We start from the raw sequence: 19170 nt of genomic DNA on the forward strand, positions 1-19170 counted from the left end.
GTAAACCGCAATGGGCGTTTTGAAGTCCAAGCACACCCAGCTGTTCATCGCCACCGCGCTCGAGGAGGTCACCAAGGTGACCCGTCTGCGTTCGGTCGGCTTCCCCGATGGCCAGGCATCGGAAATCGACGTTTCCGATTTCGACGATGACTGGGATCAGTTCGTTGCCGGTCGCAAGGGCACCGGCAGCACCACCATCGAGATCAACTACGACGCCGTGGACCACGAGAAGATCGAGGCCCTGCACACCAGCGGCGCCGTCGTCGACTTCCTGGTCACTGCACCGAAGTCTGAGACCGAGGGCGTGGAGAAGCCCGTCGCAGTTGATGGCGTCATCACGCCGCCGACTGATGTGGTGTCCAAGCAGTTCAAGGGCTTCGTCCAGAACTTCGCCGTCCAGGTGGCGGACAACGACATCTGGAAGGCGACCATCACCATTCGTGGTTCCGGCGCGGTCACCACTCACCGTCCGGCGCCCTGATCGGCGCAACGGCGCTCTCTCTTTCGGCCCGCTTCGGCGGGCCTTCTCTTTGGCCGGGCGCGCGGGAACCTCCGCGTGTTAGCCGTGCGCGGCCTGCGCGCCCAGCCACCATTTCAGGAAACGGCCCATGAGCAAGACCAACGACACCCCGGCGAGCGATACGCTTGCCACCTCCCAGACAGTGCTGCAGGCCTTCACCAGCTTGGGCATGTTCGCGTCCAAGGACGTGCATGCAGACACCATCACCCTGCCCAGCGGCGACAAGGCGCAGTTCCACGTGCGCGAGCTGCCAGATGCGGAATTCCGCAAGCTGTTCCAGGACGGCGATCGTGCCAAGCTGATCGCGGCGACCATCTGCGATGAGGATGGCAAGCCGGTGATGACGGCCGCCCAGGCCTCGCAGCTCAAGCCGCTGGTGGCCGCCGAGCTGCAGCAGGTGGCCATGAAGCACTCAGGATTCGGCGACAAGGCCTCTGACGCCCAGGCCGAAGCGGGAAACGCCTAAGGCAGCGAGGCGAGGACTGGTTCTGGCATGTGCTGGCCGGCCATCTTCATCGCACGGTGGCCGAGCTGCGCGGGACCATGTCGCGCAAGGAGTTCCTGCGGTGGTGGGAGTTCCACAAGCGTAACCCCATCGATCCGGTGGGGCTGCACATCAAGCCGGCCGCATTCGCTGCCTTCACCTTCGCTGCGCACAGCCAGGCAGGCACGAAGCGCGGCATGCAGGACTTCATGGATGTGCTGGTGCCCAGGTCGGACGACGACGAGGCCCAGGACTGGTTCGATTCACTGGGATGACCAATGGCTGACAACTTCGGACGCTTCGCGGCGGTTCCCATTGGCCCGCTGCTGGCCGCGCGAGACGGCGGCCTGACGCTCGCCACGACGGCCGAGGCCAACCTCAACCGTATGGCGCGATCGGACGTGGCGCAGAACGCTGGCACGGTGGGCGTAGAGTTCGCCGTCTGGGGCGATGACGACGTGTCGGCTGTGATCGGCCTGGCTACTGCAGCGGCGCCGCTCAACAGTTACCCGGGGGCTGCCGCCGGCGGCGTGGGCTGGGAGCTGGGCACCGGCCGGGTACTGCTGGACGGCGCGCCCGTCGCAAGCGGTCTGCCGATCGTCAAACACGGCGATATCGTTGGGCTGCGGGTCGTGTTCGGCACTCCTTCACGCCTGCAGCTCTACTTGGGTGCCACCCAGGTGCATCAGCGGGACATCAACCTAGCCGGTCCTTTGCACTTTGCCGCCGCGCTGGCGTCGAGCAAGGCCGGGGGCCTGTGCATGGCAGTCAACGCTGGGCAATGGAACGCACGAGGGCGGGCCGCGCTTGCCGGCTGGAAGGTCGCCACCGCCTCCCGCCCTGTCACTCGCCTGGCGGACGCGGACTGGCTGACCGCGCCAGGTGACCTCCCGGCCAATGCCCGCTACGAGGGGCTGATCGCCGAAGGGGTGAACCTGATCAGCGAGATCAACTTCTGGCCGTGGGGCGGCGACCCGGTGACCCAGACCAGCGCCGCCGAGTGCGTGTTGCTCGACGCCGACGGGCTGCTCGACAACCTGGCGCTGTCCGGCGCCTCAGGGATGCCAGTCCAGATCCGGGCGGGCAGCTCCGCCGGCATGTTGGCAGACACCACTGCCGTGTTCCGCTTCACCGTGGACCGCATCGAGATCAACGACGACGGCAGCAAGACGGTTCACTTCCGCGATGCCCACGACGATCTGGACGAGACGATCAACCGCGGCGTGTTCATGCCAAACATCGCCGCCCTGGCTTGGAAGCCGCAGCCGGTCGTGATCGGGGCAGTGGCCAGTGTGCCGGCGATGGGTGCCAATTCTGATGCCACCGCGATGTTTGTGGCCGACGGCCTGGTCTATGCCGATGCGGTGATGGACCGCGGCGATCTGATGGAGCCGGGCACGTTCGCTCTGTCGCCCGACGGGCAGCAGCTGATCATGAAATCGCCGCCGGTCACGCCGGTGGTGGTCGACCTGTCCAGCGTTGGGCCTGGCCAGCGTCCGGCGACGCTCCAGCAGGCGATCGCCGACATCATGGGCCGCCTCGGCAAAACCTCATGGTCGGGCGGCGACTGCGCCGCGGTGGATGCTGCAACCGGCTACGCGGGCGTGGGCTATTACGCCGGCAATGCGATCACCGGGCGGGATGCCATGAATGCCATCCTCCCCAGCTATGGGGCGGCCTGCTACCAAGACGCCACTGGCGTGCTGCGCTTCACCCGGGTGCTGGCCCCCGAGACGTTCGCCGGTGCTCCGGCGTTCGAGCTCACTGCCAACGACTTGGCTGAGGATCTGCTGGCTGTGCCGGACGACGCGCCGAACCTGACGCGCCGGATGGCCTACCGGCCGAACGCTCAGGCGTTGGCCGCGTCGGACCTGGTTACGGACGTGGTGGACGTGCCGCAGGCGCGACGCGACGAACTGACCGGCCTGTTCCGCGCGCAGGTCTACGGCGGCGGGGTGCTGCACCAGCACTACCGCCGGGCCGATGCGGCAGATCCGGTGCTCTCGCTCTTCTGGAACGCAGCCGACGCGCAGGCGGAGATCGACCGGGTGGTGGGCATGTACCGGGAGCAGCGGTTCTTCTACCAGGTGACGGTGCGCGGCGATCAGAGCTTGGACCCGCAGCCCGGGCAGATCGGCCGGCTGACGTACCCACGCTATGGCTTGGACGAGGGCAAGGCCGTTCTGGTGCGGCGCGTTGAGCGCAACCCGGCCACGGGTGACGTGGTCCTGACGATGTGGGGTTGATCGGATGCTGATCGGATATGGAATGCCAGCCCCTCAATCGGTGGCGCTGGTGGGTGGGACGTGGCTGACGGCAGATGGCGGCGCCGCGCTCTTCGACGGTAAGCCCGCGCGCCGGGCGCGCATCGCCCGCACGGGTGCGCTGTCCATCAACATCACCCTAGCCGACGTTGTCGTGCCGGGCATCGTGGCCGTGCTGGGCCTGAACCTGCCCGCTGGTGTCACCGTGCGGGCCGCGGGCGCCACCGGGAAGACCGTACGGCTACCGACCGGGGCCGTATGTGCTTGGCTGTTCCCGGGCGGCACCGCCGCGGTGAGCTGCGTGGCGGTCGAGATCGACACCACTGCGGCGAACGTTGAGGTCGGGGAGATCGCGATCTTCCGCGCGGTGGACGTTGGGATCACGGATGGATGGGCCGTGGCGCCGGTTGACGCCAGCACCCACACGCGGACCAAGGGTGGGCAGGTGAACACGGTGGCGGGTGCGCTGTACCGCCGGCTGACCGCCACGCTGTCCGGCCGCGCGACTGAGGTGGTGCGCCAGGGCGGCCTGGCCGGTACGGACTGGGAGACGGTCGCAATGGCGATGGCTGGGCGCCAACGCTCATGTGTGGTGCCGCAATACCGCGAAATTCAGACCAAGGCGTTCGATCCGGTTCTGGCCGCGCGCGCTGCCATGTATGGCTACGCCACCCAGCTACCCTCGGCCGAAAACATCAGCCGGCAGTACTTCAGCGGATACATGGAGTTTGAGGAGGTGCCTGCGTGACGGTTCCGTTGCTCGACTTCCCGGTGAGACAATCCGCGGTTCTTCAACAAGGGAAGCAAGGATGATTGAACACACGAGCAAAGTGGATGTGCCTGACGATGAGCCGCCGTCTGCGCCTGATGATCTGCCAATCCGTGCAGGAGACACGCTGGAGGAAATTGGGAGGCTCATGCTTTTTCTGTCTGTTGCAGCTGGCGGCGTGGCAATTTTCGCCTTCGGTCGAATCCCCACCGTAACGAGTTGGGGCATCAGCTACGAGTGGCACCCCCTCGCGGTCCTGGCTGTTCTGATCGGCGCGGTCTGGGCCGTGGCGCTTTCATGGGCGGTATATAGAGCGGGAACGACGCTGCGGTGGATCGAGGCCATCGGCCGGAAGCTTGACATCAAATAGTCGCGTAGCCCCAGAGGCTCCGCTGTGACCAGGCCCGCCACGTGCGGGCCTTTTTTATGGACAGAATATGGCCCTTTACACCCTGACGGTTGATCTGCTGGCCGAAACGGGCAGCTTTGAGCGGGACCTGGGCAAAGCCGCCCGGGCATCTGATCGGTCGGCGCGGGCTATGCGCCAGATGCAGCGCGAGATGTCCGACAGCTTCGCCCAAGCCGCGCGCGACGCGAAGGTGTCGGTCACCAGCATCGATCTGAGCATGGCCACCTTGGCAAAGGGGTTCGGAGCGATCGGCGGTGGCGCTTTGCTCGGCAAGTTCATTTCCGAAACGGTGAACGCCCAGAACGAGCTGGCACAGCTGAACGCGGCTTTGAAGTCCACTCGACAGGCCGCTGGCTTCAACAGCAAGCAACTCGTCGAGATGGCTGACAAGATGGCCAAGGCGACGATTCACTCGTCGGGCGAGATCGTCAATGCGCAGACGCGGCTGCTCTCGTACACCGGCATCATCGGTGAGAACTTCCCTCGCGCGCTGCAGCTGGCGATCGATCAGTCGGTACGCCTGGGCGAGAACATTACGCAGTCCGCTGAGACCGTCGGCAAGGCGCTGGAATACCCGGCCGAGGGTGTTTCTGCGCTCACCAAGCAAGGCTTCAAGTTCACCGCACAGCAGAAGGACATGCTTGCGTCGCTGGAGGCGGCCGGACGGCTAGGCGAGGCGCAGGCCATCGTCATGGGAGTGATGGAAGAATCCTACAAGGGAGCGGCCAAGGCCGCGCGTGAGACGCTCGGTGGTGCGCTCATCGGCTTGAAGGAGTCATTCAACGACCTTCTGGGCAGCCAGGCACAGAGTGGCGGAATCGCCGCGGCGACGGCAGCGGTCAACTCGTTTGCTGAGAACCTCAGCGTCGTGGCAGCGGCCGCCGTCCCGCTCGGCGTCGGATTGGCCGTGTTCTACGGCGGCGGGAAGCTGACGAAGGGGCTTGCTGCCCTCAATACGCTTTGGGCAACCAACGCAGTCGTCGCCAATCGCGCGTCGGTTGGCATGATGGGTATGGTCCCGGCAACGGTTCGTCTCACGGCGGCACAGACCGCCGCCCGCGTTGTCGCGCAAGGATTGTCATCTGCCTACGCTGCCCTCGGAGGGCCGGTTGGCATCGCTGCTGCACTCGCCACCGCAGCGGCCGGTTGGTGGGTGATCCGCGAGAGCACCAAGGATGCCGAGGGAGCGCTCATCGACTTCAACGGAACGATGGATAACACCATCGAGAAGTTCCGTGAGCTCAACAAGCAGCAGCAGGCGGGCGAGATCCTGCGGTTGCAGAAAGAAATGCAGGCGGGCTACGACGCGATCGCCAGCGCCATTGATCGTATGTACGGCGTGGCAAACAGCGAGGTCGGTGGCATCCCCGCTCGTGAGTATGGCAAGCAGGTGCGTGCGCTGCGCGAGGAGTTGCAGGCCGGGAAGGTCAGTGCAGATCAATTCGCTGCTGAGCTCGCCAATGCCAACGCCAAACTCTTGGATGGCGCGCCCGCCGCCAAGCGGATTACCGACAGGTTTGTTGAGCAAACCGCATCAGCGGCCACGCTGGGCTTGAAGTACGAGCAGCAGAATCAGCTGCTCGGTACGTTCATCGGCACCAGCAATGACGCAGAACGGCAAACGGACGCAACCACCGCGGCGTTGAATCGCCAGGCAGTGGCGTCCAAGGCCGCTTCTGATGGGATCGACCAGCACCTGAAGTCCCTGCAGTCCAGCATCGATGGCCAGCTCGTCAACCTGGTGCGCCTGAAGCAAGGCGCCGAGGCGGCCTTCATGGTCGACGTTGGCCAGAAGATCAACGCCGCCGGCGGCGCGGACAAGCTGAGCGCGGAACAGCGCGCTGAGTACAACAAGCAGATCGCGCTGGGCTTGAACTTGATCCGCCAGACGGAGGTGGCGCAGAAGGCTGCTCAGGCCGCGAAGGCCGGCGACAAGGCGGCGACCAAAGAGCACAAGACGGCGACCGACGCGCTTGAGCGCTACCGCCAGCAGGCGGAGCTGGCCGCAGCGGCGATGAATGGCCCGCTCGACGAGGCGATGGCCAAGCACCTGCAGAACATGGCCGAGTACAACGCCGCGCTGGCCAAGGGCAACATCGCCCAGGCTGATGCCAACGTGCTGATGGCCCAAAGCGCAATGGAATACGCCAAGGTCGCGGCGGAGGTCGATCGGGCTATCGCCAGCCCGGAGGCCCTGCTGGCGACTATGGACGGCGAGCTGGCCATGCTGGGCAAGATCGGCCGTGCGCGCGAGCTCTACCGACGGCAGCTGCTCAATGAGCGCGACATGCGCCAGGAGCTGCAGAAGGCTGTGGAGGCCGCCGGCGGCAAGGAGGCGCTGGCACTGGCCAAGGGAGCGGCGAGCTATGAAGAGTACGAGCGGTCGATGCTGGCCGCGGCTGATGCTTCCGCGGCACTGTCGCTGCAGGTGGAAGAGGCCGCAGCCAATGTCGAGGCATGGGCCAACGTGGTGATCTACGGCGTCGGCGATGCCGCGGATGCCATGGCGGACTTCGTTGCCGGCGGGCTGCGCGACTTCAACGGGCTGTGGGATGACCTGAAGGACGTGGCAAAGCAGGGACTGCGCGACCTCGCGCGCCAGCTGCTGCAGCAGAAGCTGGTGATCCCGATCCAGACCCGGATCATGGAAGGCTTCAGCAACTGGGGCAGCCAGGGCGGCGGCTTCAGCATGCAGAGCATCATGGGTATGTTCGGCGGGAACGGATCCGCCGCCGGTGGCCAGAACGTTGGAACCATCGCCGGGCTCTTGTCCAAGGGGCAGGGGCTGTTTGGCGCAGGCGCGGCTTCGTCAGCTGGCGCTGGCGCCAATACGCTGATGGGCTTTGGCAACAACATGGCTGCGTTTACCGGCGGCGGAACGGCTGCGGCGGGTGGGTCGGCCGCTGCTGGCGCTGGTGCTGCGGGTTCGACCGCTGCGGCGGCAGTGCCGATAATCGGCTGGATCATCGCCGGCATGATGAAGAACGCCGAGCTGTTCGATCAGGGCTGGGACATCGCCAATGGCGAAAGCTGGGCGGGCAAGATTGCCACTGCCGGCGCCGTGGGCCTTGCGGACAAGAGCTTCCGTGGACTGGGCCTCAACGACAAGACGGCGTCGATCCTGTCGGGGTCCAGCATCCACGCAAAGCTGTTCGGCCGAAGCGCGCCCAAGATCACGGGGCAGGGCATCACCGGCAGCTACGGCTTTGACGGCTTCGCTGGCCAGAGCTACGCGGACGTCAAGGCGAAGGGCGGTCTGTTCCGCAGCGACAAGAAGTGGACGCAGTACACCGGCCTCGATCCCAACATTGACCGCACCTTCGATATGGCTGCACGCCAAGTGCGCGGCGCAACCACCGATCTGGCCAAGCAGCTGGGTGTGGATCTGACCCAACAGCTGGCCGGTGTGCGGGTGAATCTCGGCAAGCTGTCGCTGTCGGCCGACTCGGCTGAGGCCAAGGCCCAGCTGGAAGCCTACCTAGGCGACATGACCGACCGCCTGTTCACCGAGGCGGTGCGGGCATCAGGCTTCGGCAATCAGCTGGACGGGTACTACGAGTCGGCCGACGTTTTCTCCGCGCTGAGTGCGTCGATCGCGCTGGCCGTCGGCAATGCCGACCAGCTGGGCCGGGCGCTCAACAGCATGGAGATCGAGAAGGTCAACAAGGCGGTGGACTACTTCCAGGACCTGGCCGGCGTTGCCGGGACGGACCTGGCCACCCAGATCGAGAAAGTCACGGGTTTGCTGGGCAGCTACGCCACGTTAATGGCCGACGTGTCCACGCAGCTGCTCACCGGCAACCTGACGCAGTACCAGTCGCAGGCCCTCACGATCGAGCGCACGTACCGCCAGCAGGTGAAGGCGGCCAACGATTACGCGAAGGCGCTCGGCTTGTCCGGCGCCCGGGCGGAAGACCTGGCCAAGATCGAGGCGCTGCGGGCGACCAACATGGGCAAGCTGCAGGCCCAGATCGACGCCGACAAGAAGGCCATGAAGTACGGGCTTTCGATCAGCGACCTGTCTCCGCTGACCGATCAGGAGAAGCTGCAGGAGACGATGCGGGAGCTGGAGCGCGCCGTGTCCGGCGGCGACAGCAGCGCGGCGCAGGCGGCCGCACAGGCGGCCTTGGGCTTCGGTCGGAACCTCTACGCCAGTGGCAAGGACTACAACAGCCTCTACGGGCAAGTCACCGGCCTGATCGACAGCATGAAGGTGGGCAACCTCGACCTCGAGGACGGCACCAGCATGGGCAAGCTGGCTGACGTGATCGAGGCGCTGCCGGACAACTTCAGCCGGGCGGTGTTCGACCTGGTTGTCGATGGGAAGGGTCAGGCCGAGACGACCTCGGCCGTGCAGCAGGGCAATGCCCTGCTGGCAGAACAGAACCAAGTGCTCCGCGAGCTGCTGCGCGTGACCACGTCCGGTGTGCGCACCAGCAACAGCTCCGCCATCCGCGAAACCCTCAACAGGTAACCCCATGCAAGAACGGAAACTCACCCTGATCGATATCGGGGCGGGCGCGCTGCCGTCTGTCACTCCGGTCACGGCGCAGAACTCGTCCTGGTTCCCGACGGTGTACGTGTCCCCGGGGACGCCCCCGGTGGATGGGGTGACGCCAGAGCCGGTCGCCGACGGCGTCCTGATCGAATGGGACGCCGTTGGCCAGGCGGGGGTGGTCTACATCATCGAGCGCGGCCCCGCCCAGGATGGACCGTGGACGGAGATCCACCGGACCACCGAAACCCGTTACCTCTACAGCGACGGCAGCGGGCAAAAGTGGTACTTCCGCATCACCGCTTCGGTGCGCGGCAAGCCGGGGCAGGGCACGGTGGTGGAGGCCACGCCGGCTCCGACCACCGCGGAGCTGATCTCCGCACAGCAGAAGTTGGACAAAGAGATCGTCGATCGCGCGCTGGCAGATGCCAACGAAGCGGCTGCGCGTGCGCGGGATATCGGTCTGGTCAACGCCAGCCTGGTGCTGGAGGCACAGACCCGCGTCACCCAGATTGGGCTGGCGATGGATGCGATCGCGGACGAGGGTCAGACGCGGGCCACGGATCTGCTGAACGAGAAGCTGGAGCGCGAGGCGGCGATCACTGCCGTCAGCGAGTCGCAGCAGAGCGGCTTTGATTCGCTGTCGCGCGCGCTGTCAGAGGTCGCCGCCGGCAGCGGCACGCAGTTCGACAGCAGGCGCATCTGGGACTTCAACCTGACCACCGAGAGCTGGACCGGCAACGGTGCGCCCGCGCTGGTGGACGGCTGGCTGCGCCCGGCCAATGCCGCGGCAAACCCCTACGTGCAGTCGCCCGGCGCGCTGGCGATCGATGGCAACGCCTACCGCTTCGTGAAGATGCGGATCAAGAAGGTGGGCAACCCGACTTGGTCGGGCGCGCTGCAGTGGATCACCACCACGGACACCGCTTGGAACACCGCCAAGCGGGTCGAGGTAGGCGAGCCTGCATGGGACAGCGCCGGCGTGGCCACCATGGACGTCGCCGATATCGCATGGCGCCCCGCCACGATAGCCGCCATCAGGCTGCAGCTTGGGGCCGCGCAGGGGGTGTCCGATTACTACCTCATCGACTGGCTGGCGATCGGCCGGCCCATGCCGGGCGCCAGCGTGGCGCTGGTGCAGGAAGAGACCCAGGCGCGGGTGACCGCGATCGCGGCCGAGGCCAGCCAGCGCAACACGCTGGCCGTGCAGATGCGTGGCGATTACGCCGGTAGCGATCTCAGCCAGGCGCAGGGCTTCGTCGGCGATGAGCGCACTGCCCGCGTGGCTGCTGATACGGCGCAGGTGCAGCGCATCACCACGATGGAAGCCCGCATGCCTGCCGGCAGTGGCGGCCTGGCCACAAGCGCATCGGTGACGACACTGCAGGACGCCATGGTTGCGGCGGACCAGGCGAACGCCCAAGCCACGACCGCGGTCAACAGCAAGCTGACCGGACTGCGTACGATCGGAGATAACCTCCTCCCCAACAGCAACTTTGCGGATAGTTTCCTGTGGTGGGTGCTGGGCGGTAACAGCGGAGGCAACACGGTCCTCCGCGATGCCGCCAGCGGCGACGGCGGCCCTGGCGTCACCATCACGAGGGCGACGGCAGCCGTAGCGCCCTTCATGGACGCGAATGACGGTGCGTTTTTCCCAGTGCAGGCGGGGACGATCTTTCGGGCGCGCGTGCGAGTGAAGTTGCTGTCTGGAAACGGGAGCGTGCTGCTGCGGGTCATCTACCGCAACGCAGAGAACACCCAGTCCCAAGCCGATCGGACGATCATCGCGAGTTCGGAGTGGACGGACTTCACAGTCGACTACGGTGCGCTGCCGGCCGGATCCGTCCGTGCCTTGTTCCGCGTGTATGTCCACCCCAACGTCGGCACCGTCTCCTTCGACAAGGTCGAGCTTTACGACGTCACGGACCAAGCTGCCAATCAGCTCAACGCCGCCGGGCTTCAGTCCATCACCACGCGGACTGGCGCCATCGAGGGCACGCTGGTCGCGCAGGGAAGCGCGCTGACGCAGGTCCAGGCGGACGTGGCCGGCAAGGCCAGCAACGCGGCGCTCACCTCGCTGGACAGCAAGGTGACGCAGCTTGGGAACACCGTCACCAGCCAAGGCACCGCACTCACCAACGTGTCAGCCAGTTTGCAGGCAATTGGCGGCGACAATCTGCTTCCGAATGCCGGATTCGAGCTACGCGCCGCGGAGAACGCTGCTCCCACTGGCTGGGCGCAAGAATCGACGGTAGGAGGAACATCGATCAGCTACGTCGATTCGCCTTTGTCCGGCAGTACCAAGGCTGTACGCTTGGATTCGACGGGTGCCACCGCGATCAATCAGTTCTTTGGCATGACTCTGCCCAACAATGCGGCTGGCAGGGTCAAGGTTGAAGGCTCGTCGAAGTACGTGCTGTCTGGCAGCTTCCGAGCTACCCCTGGGCACTTCTTCAAAGCCTATGCGATCCGGTTCGATGCGGCTGGCGCACAGCTGGCAACCGCGACACTTCCTGACATAGTGACCACCGGGGAATGGCAGCGGTACAAATTACCTGTCTCGACACCGGCAAATGCGGCATCCACGCGAATCTTTGTGGGTCGCTTGCTCGCACGAACAACCGGCGAGCCGCTCTTCTTGGAGCTTGATAACGTTCAGTTTCAGCAGGGTGAAGTTGCCACCCAATGGATGCCAAGCGTGGGAGAGGCTTCGGCGGTTGCCGCTTCGACCGCTGCCGCTACCAGTACCCTGACCGGCAAGGTGACCGCATTGGAGGGAACTACCACCGCCCAAGGGCAGGCGATTACCACCGTGAACGCTCAGCTCACCGCCACGCAGCAGGCCGGTGCGAACATCATGATCGATGCCGGCTTCGAGGGCTTCGCAGCCGATGCGCTGATCTACCAAGCGTCGACCGGCACGCTGCGGGCAATTGCCGGTGCAGCCGGTGCTCGCGCTTACGTGGGCGCGCGTGCTGCGCGCCTGCTGCGGAGTGGCGCGCCCAGCAATACGAACACGGACACCTACTTTGGTCCTGAGATCCTGACCAACGAAGGGCGCGTGTACTTCGTGGAGGCATGGCTCAAGAACGATCCGGATGCTGTCGCGCCGGGTGGCTCGATGTACTCGATCGGCGTGACTGGCGTCAATTCGGCGGGCGTGCGGGCATGGTATTCCGCGCCGACAACTGGCTCGCAGCGAATGGATGCCCTGGCAAACTGGACGAAGATCTCGGGCTACATCACGATCAGCAACCCGACGGTTAAAGCTCAGCTGTGGGCGACCATCCAAGGCCGGAACGGGCAGACGCCGCAGAATGTCGCGCTGCTGATCGACAACGTGATGTGGCAGGACGTGACCGACGCGTATGGCGCAAAGGCTACGGCCGATGCGGCCGCTACGGGCCTATCAGCACTGACCACGACCGTCACCCAACAAGGCGGGCAGATCAGCGCCCAGGCCACGCAGTTGAATCAGGTTCAGGCGTCGCTGTCGGGTAAAGCAGAGGCGTCGGTGGTTGCGAGCATGAGCGCTGCGGTGGCGAGCATCGGCCGTGGCGGCAACCTCGTCACCAACTCGACGTTTCCGCAGTGGCAGCGCAACGGATGGGGTTGGTACAGCAATCCCCATGGATTTCGGGAGCTGGGCGATCCGACCAATGACCCGAATTGGTCGCCCACCGGCGTATCCGGAATAGGCTCATTTGTTCCGGGCGTGCTGCCCAACGGGTACGACGGATACTTTGGCACTGAGTACTTCATCGGCATCGATGCAAACCGGACGTACTGCGTAAGCGGATACATGTCGAATCACCGCTGCTCGATGGCGCTCTACGCGGAGTTCTACGACCGGGCAGGCAACATCGTCGGTAACATTTCCTGTCCATACACCAGTTCAGCGGCATCGGCTCCAGTCACGCTGAACAACCTGTCGCGGCAGTTTGCGATCGGCAAAGCCCCTGCCAATGCAGCCAGCGCCCGCATCATTTGCCGGGTGGTGGGAACGGGCGAGAACCAACCCTATTTCTGGCTGTTCCGGCCCATGTTCTCCGAAGTTGGAGAGGGCGCCACTACGCCACCGCCTTGGTCTGCAGGCGGCACGGAAAGCAGCGCGAGTTGGCAGGTCATGATGAACACGGACGGCTACGTGTCCGGTCTTCAGCTGACTGCAAAAGGGCAGAAGTCGGCGTTCAACGTTCTTGCAAGTGCGATGAACATCTTGTCTCCGGGTGGGGCGGATGGCATCGAGATGACCAATGGCTACCTCCGGGTGTGGCGTGGCAACTCGCAGCGGATCATTGGTAACGGATTCGGCAACGGCGGGGAGGGGCTGATCGACTACTTCGGCCCCAATGTTGGCGCTGTGGCGGCAAGCAAAGCGAACGCCACGGTCTGGATGGACGTCAACGGCAATGCCTACTGGGGCGGATCCCTTGCCGCCGGCGTACTGCGCAATGCAGTGCAGAGCACGCAGATCACCACCGTGGGCACGCAGGTCGTAAATGGGCCGTTCGGCAGCAATGGCCGTAACAAAAGCGTCGTAGTTGGTTTCGGTCGCGAAGTGACCCGGCGGAAGAACCAGTACAGCAGCCAAGGCTTCGTTGCTGGTGCCGGCAACAACACCTGCACCATCAACGTGTATCGCAAGGTCGAGAACGACCCGGAGACGTTCTGGACGTCCTTTACCGCCGGCGGTGGTGTCGGGATCTACAACGAATCCGATGGTCCGGATATCGCAACGTCCTACTGGTCAGGGTCCGTCACCCTGAACGACAACATCGATGGCAGCCGGCCGCGCCAGTACCGGGCAGAGATAGTCGGCTACAGCGAGCAGGCCGTGACCCATCAGTCCGGCAATTTCGACGTCCAGACCACCAATCAGAGCCTGTCGATCGTATCGACCGAGGTTTGACCGCTGACGCGGCGGCCAGCGTTCCCAGCCGCCGCATTACCAGGAGTAACGTATGCAATTTCGCGCAAAGCTGCAGATGAAGATGGAGATCGCCGATCAGCCCGGCGTCGTAACGCTGAACTTCGTACCAATCGAGACGGGCGTGCCCCAGCTCAGCTTGACGGTTGCACCACTCGCAGCCGCCGGGCTGGTGACCGGGCGAATCTACAAGTTCGCCGCCGAGGAAGACGAGGAACCCCAGGCGGCCTGACCGTAGTCGTCAGGCGACCTGGTCGAGCAGGCGCTCTTGGTTGTTCCGGGGGGTGTTCACCGCGCGGCTGACGCATAGGCCACCATCGTCGGCGGCTCGCTGGCCAGCAGCATGGCCAGCGCGTCGTCGGGCTCGGGCCGCGAGCCACTCATCGGCCTGGCCAACCGTGAGCCACACCGGCATGCCATCGTGGATATCGGCCGACACACCGTTGCTGTCGGCGGTGAGCAAGGGAAAGGTGCCAGATTGTCCGGACCGAGTTTGAGGCTGGCGTCTTCCTGCCGGCTATTGCCCGGCAGCGGGCGAGACGATGCGGACCAAGAAACAGTCCTTGTTGCGAGGCCTTGATGACCACCTATCGTATGTGCAGACTGTAGCCGAGGGTACAGAGGGTATAGCCGATGACGCATCAATCTACGCATGACGGTGCCTACAAAGTTCAGCTCTCTATCGGAGGCCATGAATACGCAGTGGAACTGAGGTGCGACGGCGATGATGACTGGACATTGCTGTCCATCAATGTTGAGGGGATAGCGGAGAAGCCGCTCAACTGGAAGGCATCTTCTTGTGCAGGGGCTCTGGTGACAGCGGAGACCGTGGCTAGGCAAATCCTTGGAGTTGTAGCCACGAGTGGTGATCGCCTTTCCTGCTAGGTGAGCGCCGGCCCTCTCTTAAGACGAGCCAGGTTTCTTGTCCAATGCGAGAGGCCTAACGTTGGATGGTTTGGCAGATGTGCCTTTCGGGAACCGCTCAGCGAACTCCGCGAACCTTGCGGCTGCTATCGCTTGGTGTACGCTGCAATTAGGGCACTGCAGCATCACACCTCCGCCGGGGATATTGACGAGAGTAGGCGGGCCCGACGCGGTGAAAGCCGTTCGGCAGGCCATGCATTCGGCGCGCACGTCCTTGATCCCAGTGCTGTTGTCTCCAATCCCTTCGCCCCGATCGCTCACGACGTCGTATAAGTAGAAAAGCCCGGTATTGGCCATCGCAGAGTCCTTTCGTAAGTTCGCGTCGCACCGTCGCGGCTCGTGGACCTTCACTTTAACTGAATGGGCGTTAAGATTCAGGGCTGAAACACCCTCACTGACCGGAATCCAGAAGCCGCAGGCGGCTCAGCTCTAGTGATGGGGCGCCTCAGCAACAGCCCGCTGGAACCTTTGCATCGCCCTGACGGACCGTCGCGGAATTTGAGACCCAGGTGCGTATTCTGCGCCAATGCTTCCGCCCCGCGACCTCACTGGCTTCAAGACCGCCCCTCAGCCTCGAGGCTGGGTGCAACACGGCGACCACTGGGGCCTGTGGTGGGGAAATCGTCAAATCGCCATCGTACAGCCTGGTCCCCATGGCATCCGTGTCGTCCTGTCCTGCAGGAAGCTGTGGCAGGATAAGGAGGTCCGGGCGGCCAGCGTGCGGCAGGGTAAGCGCTACGCGGAGCGCTGGTGCGCCGCGCGGGTGCTCGAAGGGCTACCGCTGAAGGAGGCGGTGGTGCTGCTGGCGGCGAACGACGAACTGGTCCGCAAGCTTTCCCGCACCGAGATCCAGCAGCAGAGACGGCTGGAAGCGATCCCCAACCCGAAGCTGTAGCGGTGCCAGTCAGCCGGCGTTGCCTGCGTATCGGCACGTGCGACCGCCTGCGGCGACAATAGCTGCATGGATGAGATGAGCATCGGCAAGGCGCGCTGGGCGCGCGCGAGGGCGGCTTCGCTATGGCAGCAGGCCAACGATCTGGAAAGCATTCGCAGCGGCGACTGGCGGGCGAGGGCAACTCGGAGGAGGGGGGCTGATCGCCTCCGCACTGAGGCCGCTCGATTCGAGGGCATCGCCAACCGGCGCGGCGATGACGAGGAGGCTGCGTAAGGCCTTGGCGCTTTGACACGCGCCGATGACGCAAGGCGTACAACTCCGCACCCTAATGATGTGCAACCTATTGATTGTTATAGGGCGATTTGAGAGCTGTCCGTCAGGGCGAAATGCAATGGATCGCCTTTTAAAACAACGACATAGGTAGAACTCGCACACTGCCTGGGGGGCAGAGGGTCGTCGGTTCAAATCCGGCCGTCCCGACCAATGTTGGTGATTCGAATAAAGGCTTGTGCAGCGATGCGCAGGCCTTTTTTCTTTTGGGCTGCTTGCCTGCGGTTACTGCGCCCAAGTTTCAGCGGAAATACCCGGAGCGGTCGATCAACGCCTCCACCATCGCCACATCGTCATACCGCAGCTCGATCAACGTGGCGACAGCCTTGGCTTTGTCCGGCTGGGCGGCGTAGTACGCGCTGGCGATCCGATACCCCACGTAGTAGCCCAGGTCACTCACGCCGAAACGGTTGGCGCTGCTGTTGTACAGCCAGTCGCGGTAGTTGTTGCCGCGCCGGTCGGCCTGGAACTGCCGTTTCAGCTCGGCCTCGTGCGCCGGCCCGTACACATACAGCGGCAGGTCGGGCTTCTTTCCGGCAATGAGTTCAGCCACCAGTTCCGCGACGCCTTCGCGCAGCGCGTACTGCGCAAGCGTGTCGCCGGCTTCGATTTGCTGGGTATGGATGAACTCGTGGATGTTGTTCTGACCGTTGTTGTGGAAGGGCTGCGAGGCATAGAACGTGCGCAGCCGGGTCTGCAGCGATTCGGGGAGTTCGGAGACGTCCACGCTGTCATCGCCCAGCGCCAGTTCGGCCCCGATTAGGACGTTGTCATCCAACGTAGTGCCACCGGTGCGCAGCACGCCGATCGCATAGGTGATGCTGGCCGGGCGCAGGGCCGGATACAGGCGTTTGAGGCTGGCCAGGTCAGCTTCCAGCCCGGTAGTCGCGGCGAAGGCGCGATGGGTCAGCGGCCGCACCGACGCCCAGTAGCGAGGCCAGGCATCGATGGCGGCCACGTACTGCTCGGCGGTATAGCCGCGGGCCTGCATCAGGGCATGCAGGCCGGGCGTGCCCCTGTCGATGTAGAGCGACTGGATGAGTCGCTGTTTACGCGCGGGATCGGCTTCGCGGCGGATCGCGTCGTGGGCGATCCAGAAGTTCTCGATGTCAGCGGTGACAACCTGCGTCGAAGCGGCAGGTGCCGCAGCAGCCGCAGCAGCCGTGCCGAATGGCGCGGCTGCAACCAGCAGGGCCAACAGGATCCGCTTCCATGCCGTCATGTTCCTTCTCTCCCGGTGGGTCATCCCCCTTGGATGCAGTCAGCGGCCAGAAGGTTTAAAACCGCTGGCTCGCTGACTGTTCAACGGCAACGGCAATGGTAACGGCCGGTGACCCTCTCTTCGCTTCTTACCAGGGCGAGGTCGGCCGCTGCAGGCCGGGCACGGCTGAGGTATGCAAGCGCTCTGCGTCATCCCATCGTCATACACGCCACGTACCTTCGCCGCACCTGGGGGTGAGGTGGGATCGTGGCCGAGCACGCAAAACGGCGTTTGGCGCGCATGTTTCAGGAACAGGGGCCGGTGTTGAGGGGATTCTTCACCCGCCGCGGTGCGCGTCAGGATGCCGAAGACATGGTGCAGGAAACCTATCTGCGCCTGCTGCGCGCACATGAGGATCAAGGCGATGCGATCGCCAATCCGGAGGCGTACCTGTTCACTGTCGCGCAGAATCTTGCACGTGAGCAGGCCGCGCGCCGGCGCTGGTCGATGCTGCCCATCGATGATCTTGAGAACCTCACCACGCTGTTGACCGGCGAGGAAACCGTGGAGGACGTCGCCGAGCGTGAGCAGCGCCGCACGCACCTGCAGACGCTGCTGGGCACCTTGCCCGAGCACACCCGCGCCGTGCTGGTGATGCAGTATCGCGATGGGCTCAGCTACAAGGAGATCGCCGAGCGGCTCGGCGTGTCCTCGCACATGGTCAAGAAGCATGTGGTGCGCGGGCTGTCCGTCTGTCGCCTTGCGCTGGCCGGTCATGCGGAGGCGTGGTGAGCGAGATGCCTGCCCCACGCCCGTCCCTCGCCAACGAGGCCGCGCACTGGCATGCGCTGCAGCGCCAGGGCGGGGTGACCCCCGAGCAGCAGCGCCAGTTCATGAAGTGGCTGGTGACCTCACCGGCGCATCTGCGCGAGTACATCACGGTCAGCCGGGTTGCCAGCGAGCTCAGCGATGCGCTGCGCGGCATGGCGGTCGACCTGGATGCGCTGATCGCTGCAGGGCCACCAGCAGCGGACGATAACGTGGTGGCGCTGCCGGTGCGGCGGCGACCTCCGCCGCCCGTGGCATCGCGCGCATCACGCCGCCACCTGCCGGGTATCGCCGCCGCGGCCGCGTTGCTGCTGGGGGTGGGAGTTGTCGGCCACATGGCCTGGCCACAGACACTGCACTACGTGGCGGCGCACGGTGCGCCGCGCAGCTTCGCGCTGCCTGATCACACCGTGGTGCATCTGAACGCAGAGAGCGAGCTGTCGATCCGCTTCACCTTGTTGAGCCGCCGCGTGGAGCTGTCGCGCGGGCAGGCCAGCTTTGTGGTGGCCGAGGAACGCCGTCCCTTTGCCGTGCATGCGGCAGGGCTGGAGGTGCGCGATATCGGCACGACGTTCGACGTGTCGCTGCGGCGCGAGCAGGCGCGGATTGAGGTGGCCGAGGGCAGCGTGCAGATCCGCGGCGACTCGGGCCAGGGCCGGCTGCTCGCCGATCTTCGCGCAGGCCAGAGTGCCTACATCGACTACCGCGATCAGTCCGTCAGCCTCCGTCAGCAGCACGCCGACACGATGACCGCGTGGTGGCGACGACGCGTGGTGTTCCAGGACGAACCACTGCGCGAAGTGGCCGAGCAGTTCAATCGCCTCAACCGCGTGCGCCTACAGGTGGACGATGACGTCGCCGGGGCACTGCGACTGACCGGCAACCTGCGCGGCGACGATCTTGCATCGCTTCGCACCTTCCTCGATCAACAGCCATCGCTGCACACACGCGTGGTCGACCAGCGGATCCACGTGAGCAGCCGATCGGCGGCGGAAACCAGCGCTAAACAGCAGTAAACAAGCTATCCGCGCGTCATCGCGCGGTGCGCGCCGAGCGGCTGTCAAAAAAAATTCATCGAAATATCGGTGCCCGATCTTCGCCTTGCGACCTCGTAGTCCAGG

14 protein-coding genes are annotated in these 19170 nt (G+C 64.7%); 13 read left to right on the forward strand and 1 reads right to left on the reverse strand.

The genetic code is table 11. The features are described from left to right. Positions 1–10 precede the first annotated feature (10 nt). From ABE464_RS10865 to ABE464_RS10915, 11 genes are all read left to right on the forward strand, one after another. Entirely contained in the window at positions 11–481 is a 471-nt protein-coding gene (locus ABE464_RS10865; RefSeq protein WP_346471945.1) for a phage tail tube protein, read from the forward strand. A gap of 127 nt (positions 482–608) precedes the next feature. Then, positions 609–986 (forward strand): hypothetical protein, encoded by a 378-nt coding sequence (locus ABE464_RS10870; RefSeq protein ID WP_346471946.1) that lies wholly within the window; start codon positions 609–611, stop codon positions 984–986. A gap of 56 nt (positions 987–1042) precedes the next feature. Next, positions 1043–1279 carry a hypothetical protein gene (locus tag ABE464_RS10875; protein WP_261997040.1) on the forward strand — a complete coding sequence of 79 codons (237 nt, stop codon included), beginning with the start codon at positions 1043–1045 and terminating at the stop codon, positions 1277–1279. 3 nt (positions 1280–1282) lie between these two features. After that, positions 1283–3250, forward strand: a complete 1968-nt coding sequence (locus ABE464_RS10880; RefSeq protein WP_346471947.1) for a hypothetical protein — start codon at positions 1283–1285, stop codon at positions 3248–3250. A gap of 4 nt (positions 3251–3254) precedes the next feature. Then, positions 3255–4016, forward strand: coding sequence for a hypothetical protein (locus ABE464_RS10885; RefSeq protein ID WP_346471948.1), 762 nt, complete (start codon positions 3255–3257; stop codon positions 4014–4016). Between the two features lie 61 nt (positions 4017–4077). Beyond that, positions 4078–4407 carry a hypothetical protein gene (locus tag ABE464_RS10890; protein ID WP_346471949.1) on the forward strand — a complete coding sequence of 110 codons (330 nt, stop codon included), beginning with the start codon at positions 4078–4080 and terminating at the stop codon, positions 4405–4407. Positions 4408–4474: 67 nt separating this feature from the next. Next, complete coding sequence (locus tag ABE464_RS10895; RefSeq protein WP_346471950.1) at positions 4475–8920, forward strand: phage tail protein; 4446 nt, start codon at positions 4475–4477, stop codon at positions 8918–8920. Between the two features lie 4 nt (positions 8921–8924). Then, positions 8925–13853 carry a hypothetical protein gene (locus tag ABE464_RS10900; RefSeq protein ID WP_346471951.1) on the forward strand — a complete coding sequence of 1643 codons (4929 nt, stop codon included), beginning with the start codon at positions 8925–8927 and terminating at the stop codon, positions 13851–13853. A gap of 52 nt (positions 13854–13905) precedes the next feature. Beyond that, complete coding sequence (locus tag ABE464_RS10905) at positions 13906–14103, forward strand: hypothetical protein (protein WP_346471952.1); 198 nt, start codon at positions 13906–13908, stop codon at positions 14101–14103. Positions 14104–15378: 1275 nt separating this feature from the next. Continuing rightward, positions 15379–15690 carry a hypothetical protein gene (locus ABE464_RS10910; RefSeq protein WP_346471953.1) on the forward strand — a complete coding sequence of 104 codons (312 nt, stop codon included), beginning with the start codon at positions 15379–15381 and terminating at the stop codon, positions 15688–15690. A 66-nt stretch (positions 15691–15756) separates the two neighbouring features. Continuing rightward, positions 15757–15963, forward strand: coding sequence for a hypothetical protein (locus ABE464_RS10915; protein ID WP_346471954.1), 207 nt, complete (start codon positions 15757–15759; stop codon positions 15961–15963). 298 nt (positions 15964–16261) lie between these two features. Here ABE464_RS10915 and ABE464_RS10920 read toward each other — a convergent pair whose 3' ends face one another. Further along, positions 16262–17242 carry a hypothetical protein gene (locus ABE464_RS10920; RefSeq protein ID WP_346471955.1) on the reverse strand — a complete coding sequence of 327 codons (981 nt, stop codon included), beginning with the start codon at positions 17240–17242 and terminating at the stop codon, positions 16262–16264. 246 nt (positions 17243–17488) lie between these two features. On the opposite strand from ABE464_RS10920, the gene ABE464_RS10925 reads away from it, so the two are divergent. After that, positions 17489–18013, forward strand: a complete 525-nt coding sequence (locus tag ABE464_RS10925; RefSeq protein ID WP_346471956.1) for a sigma-70 family RNA polymerase sigma factor — start codon at positions 17489–17491, stop codon at positions 18011–18013. A gap of 5 nt (positions 18014–18018) precedes the next feature. After that, a complete protein-coding gene (locus tag ABE464_RS10930; protein ID WP_346472019.1) occupies positions 18019–19065 on the forward strand; it encodes a FecR domain-containing protein in 1047 nt (348 codons plus the stop codon). The last annotated feature ends 105 nt before the right edge of the window (positions 19066–19170 follow it).

Source organism: Stenotrophomonas sp. TWI587 (assembly GCF_039674145.1).
Taxonomy (GTDB): Bacteria; Pseudomonadota; Gammaproteobacteria; order Xanthomonadales; family Xanthomonadaceae; genus Stenotrophomonas; species Stenotrophomonas maltophilia_AY.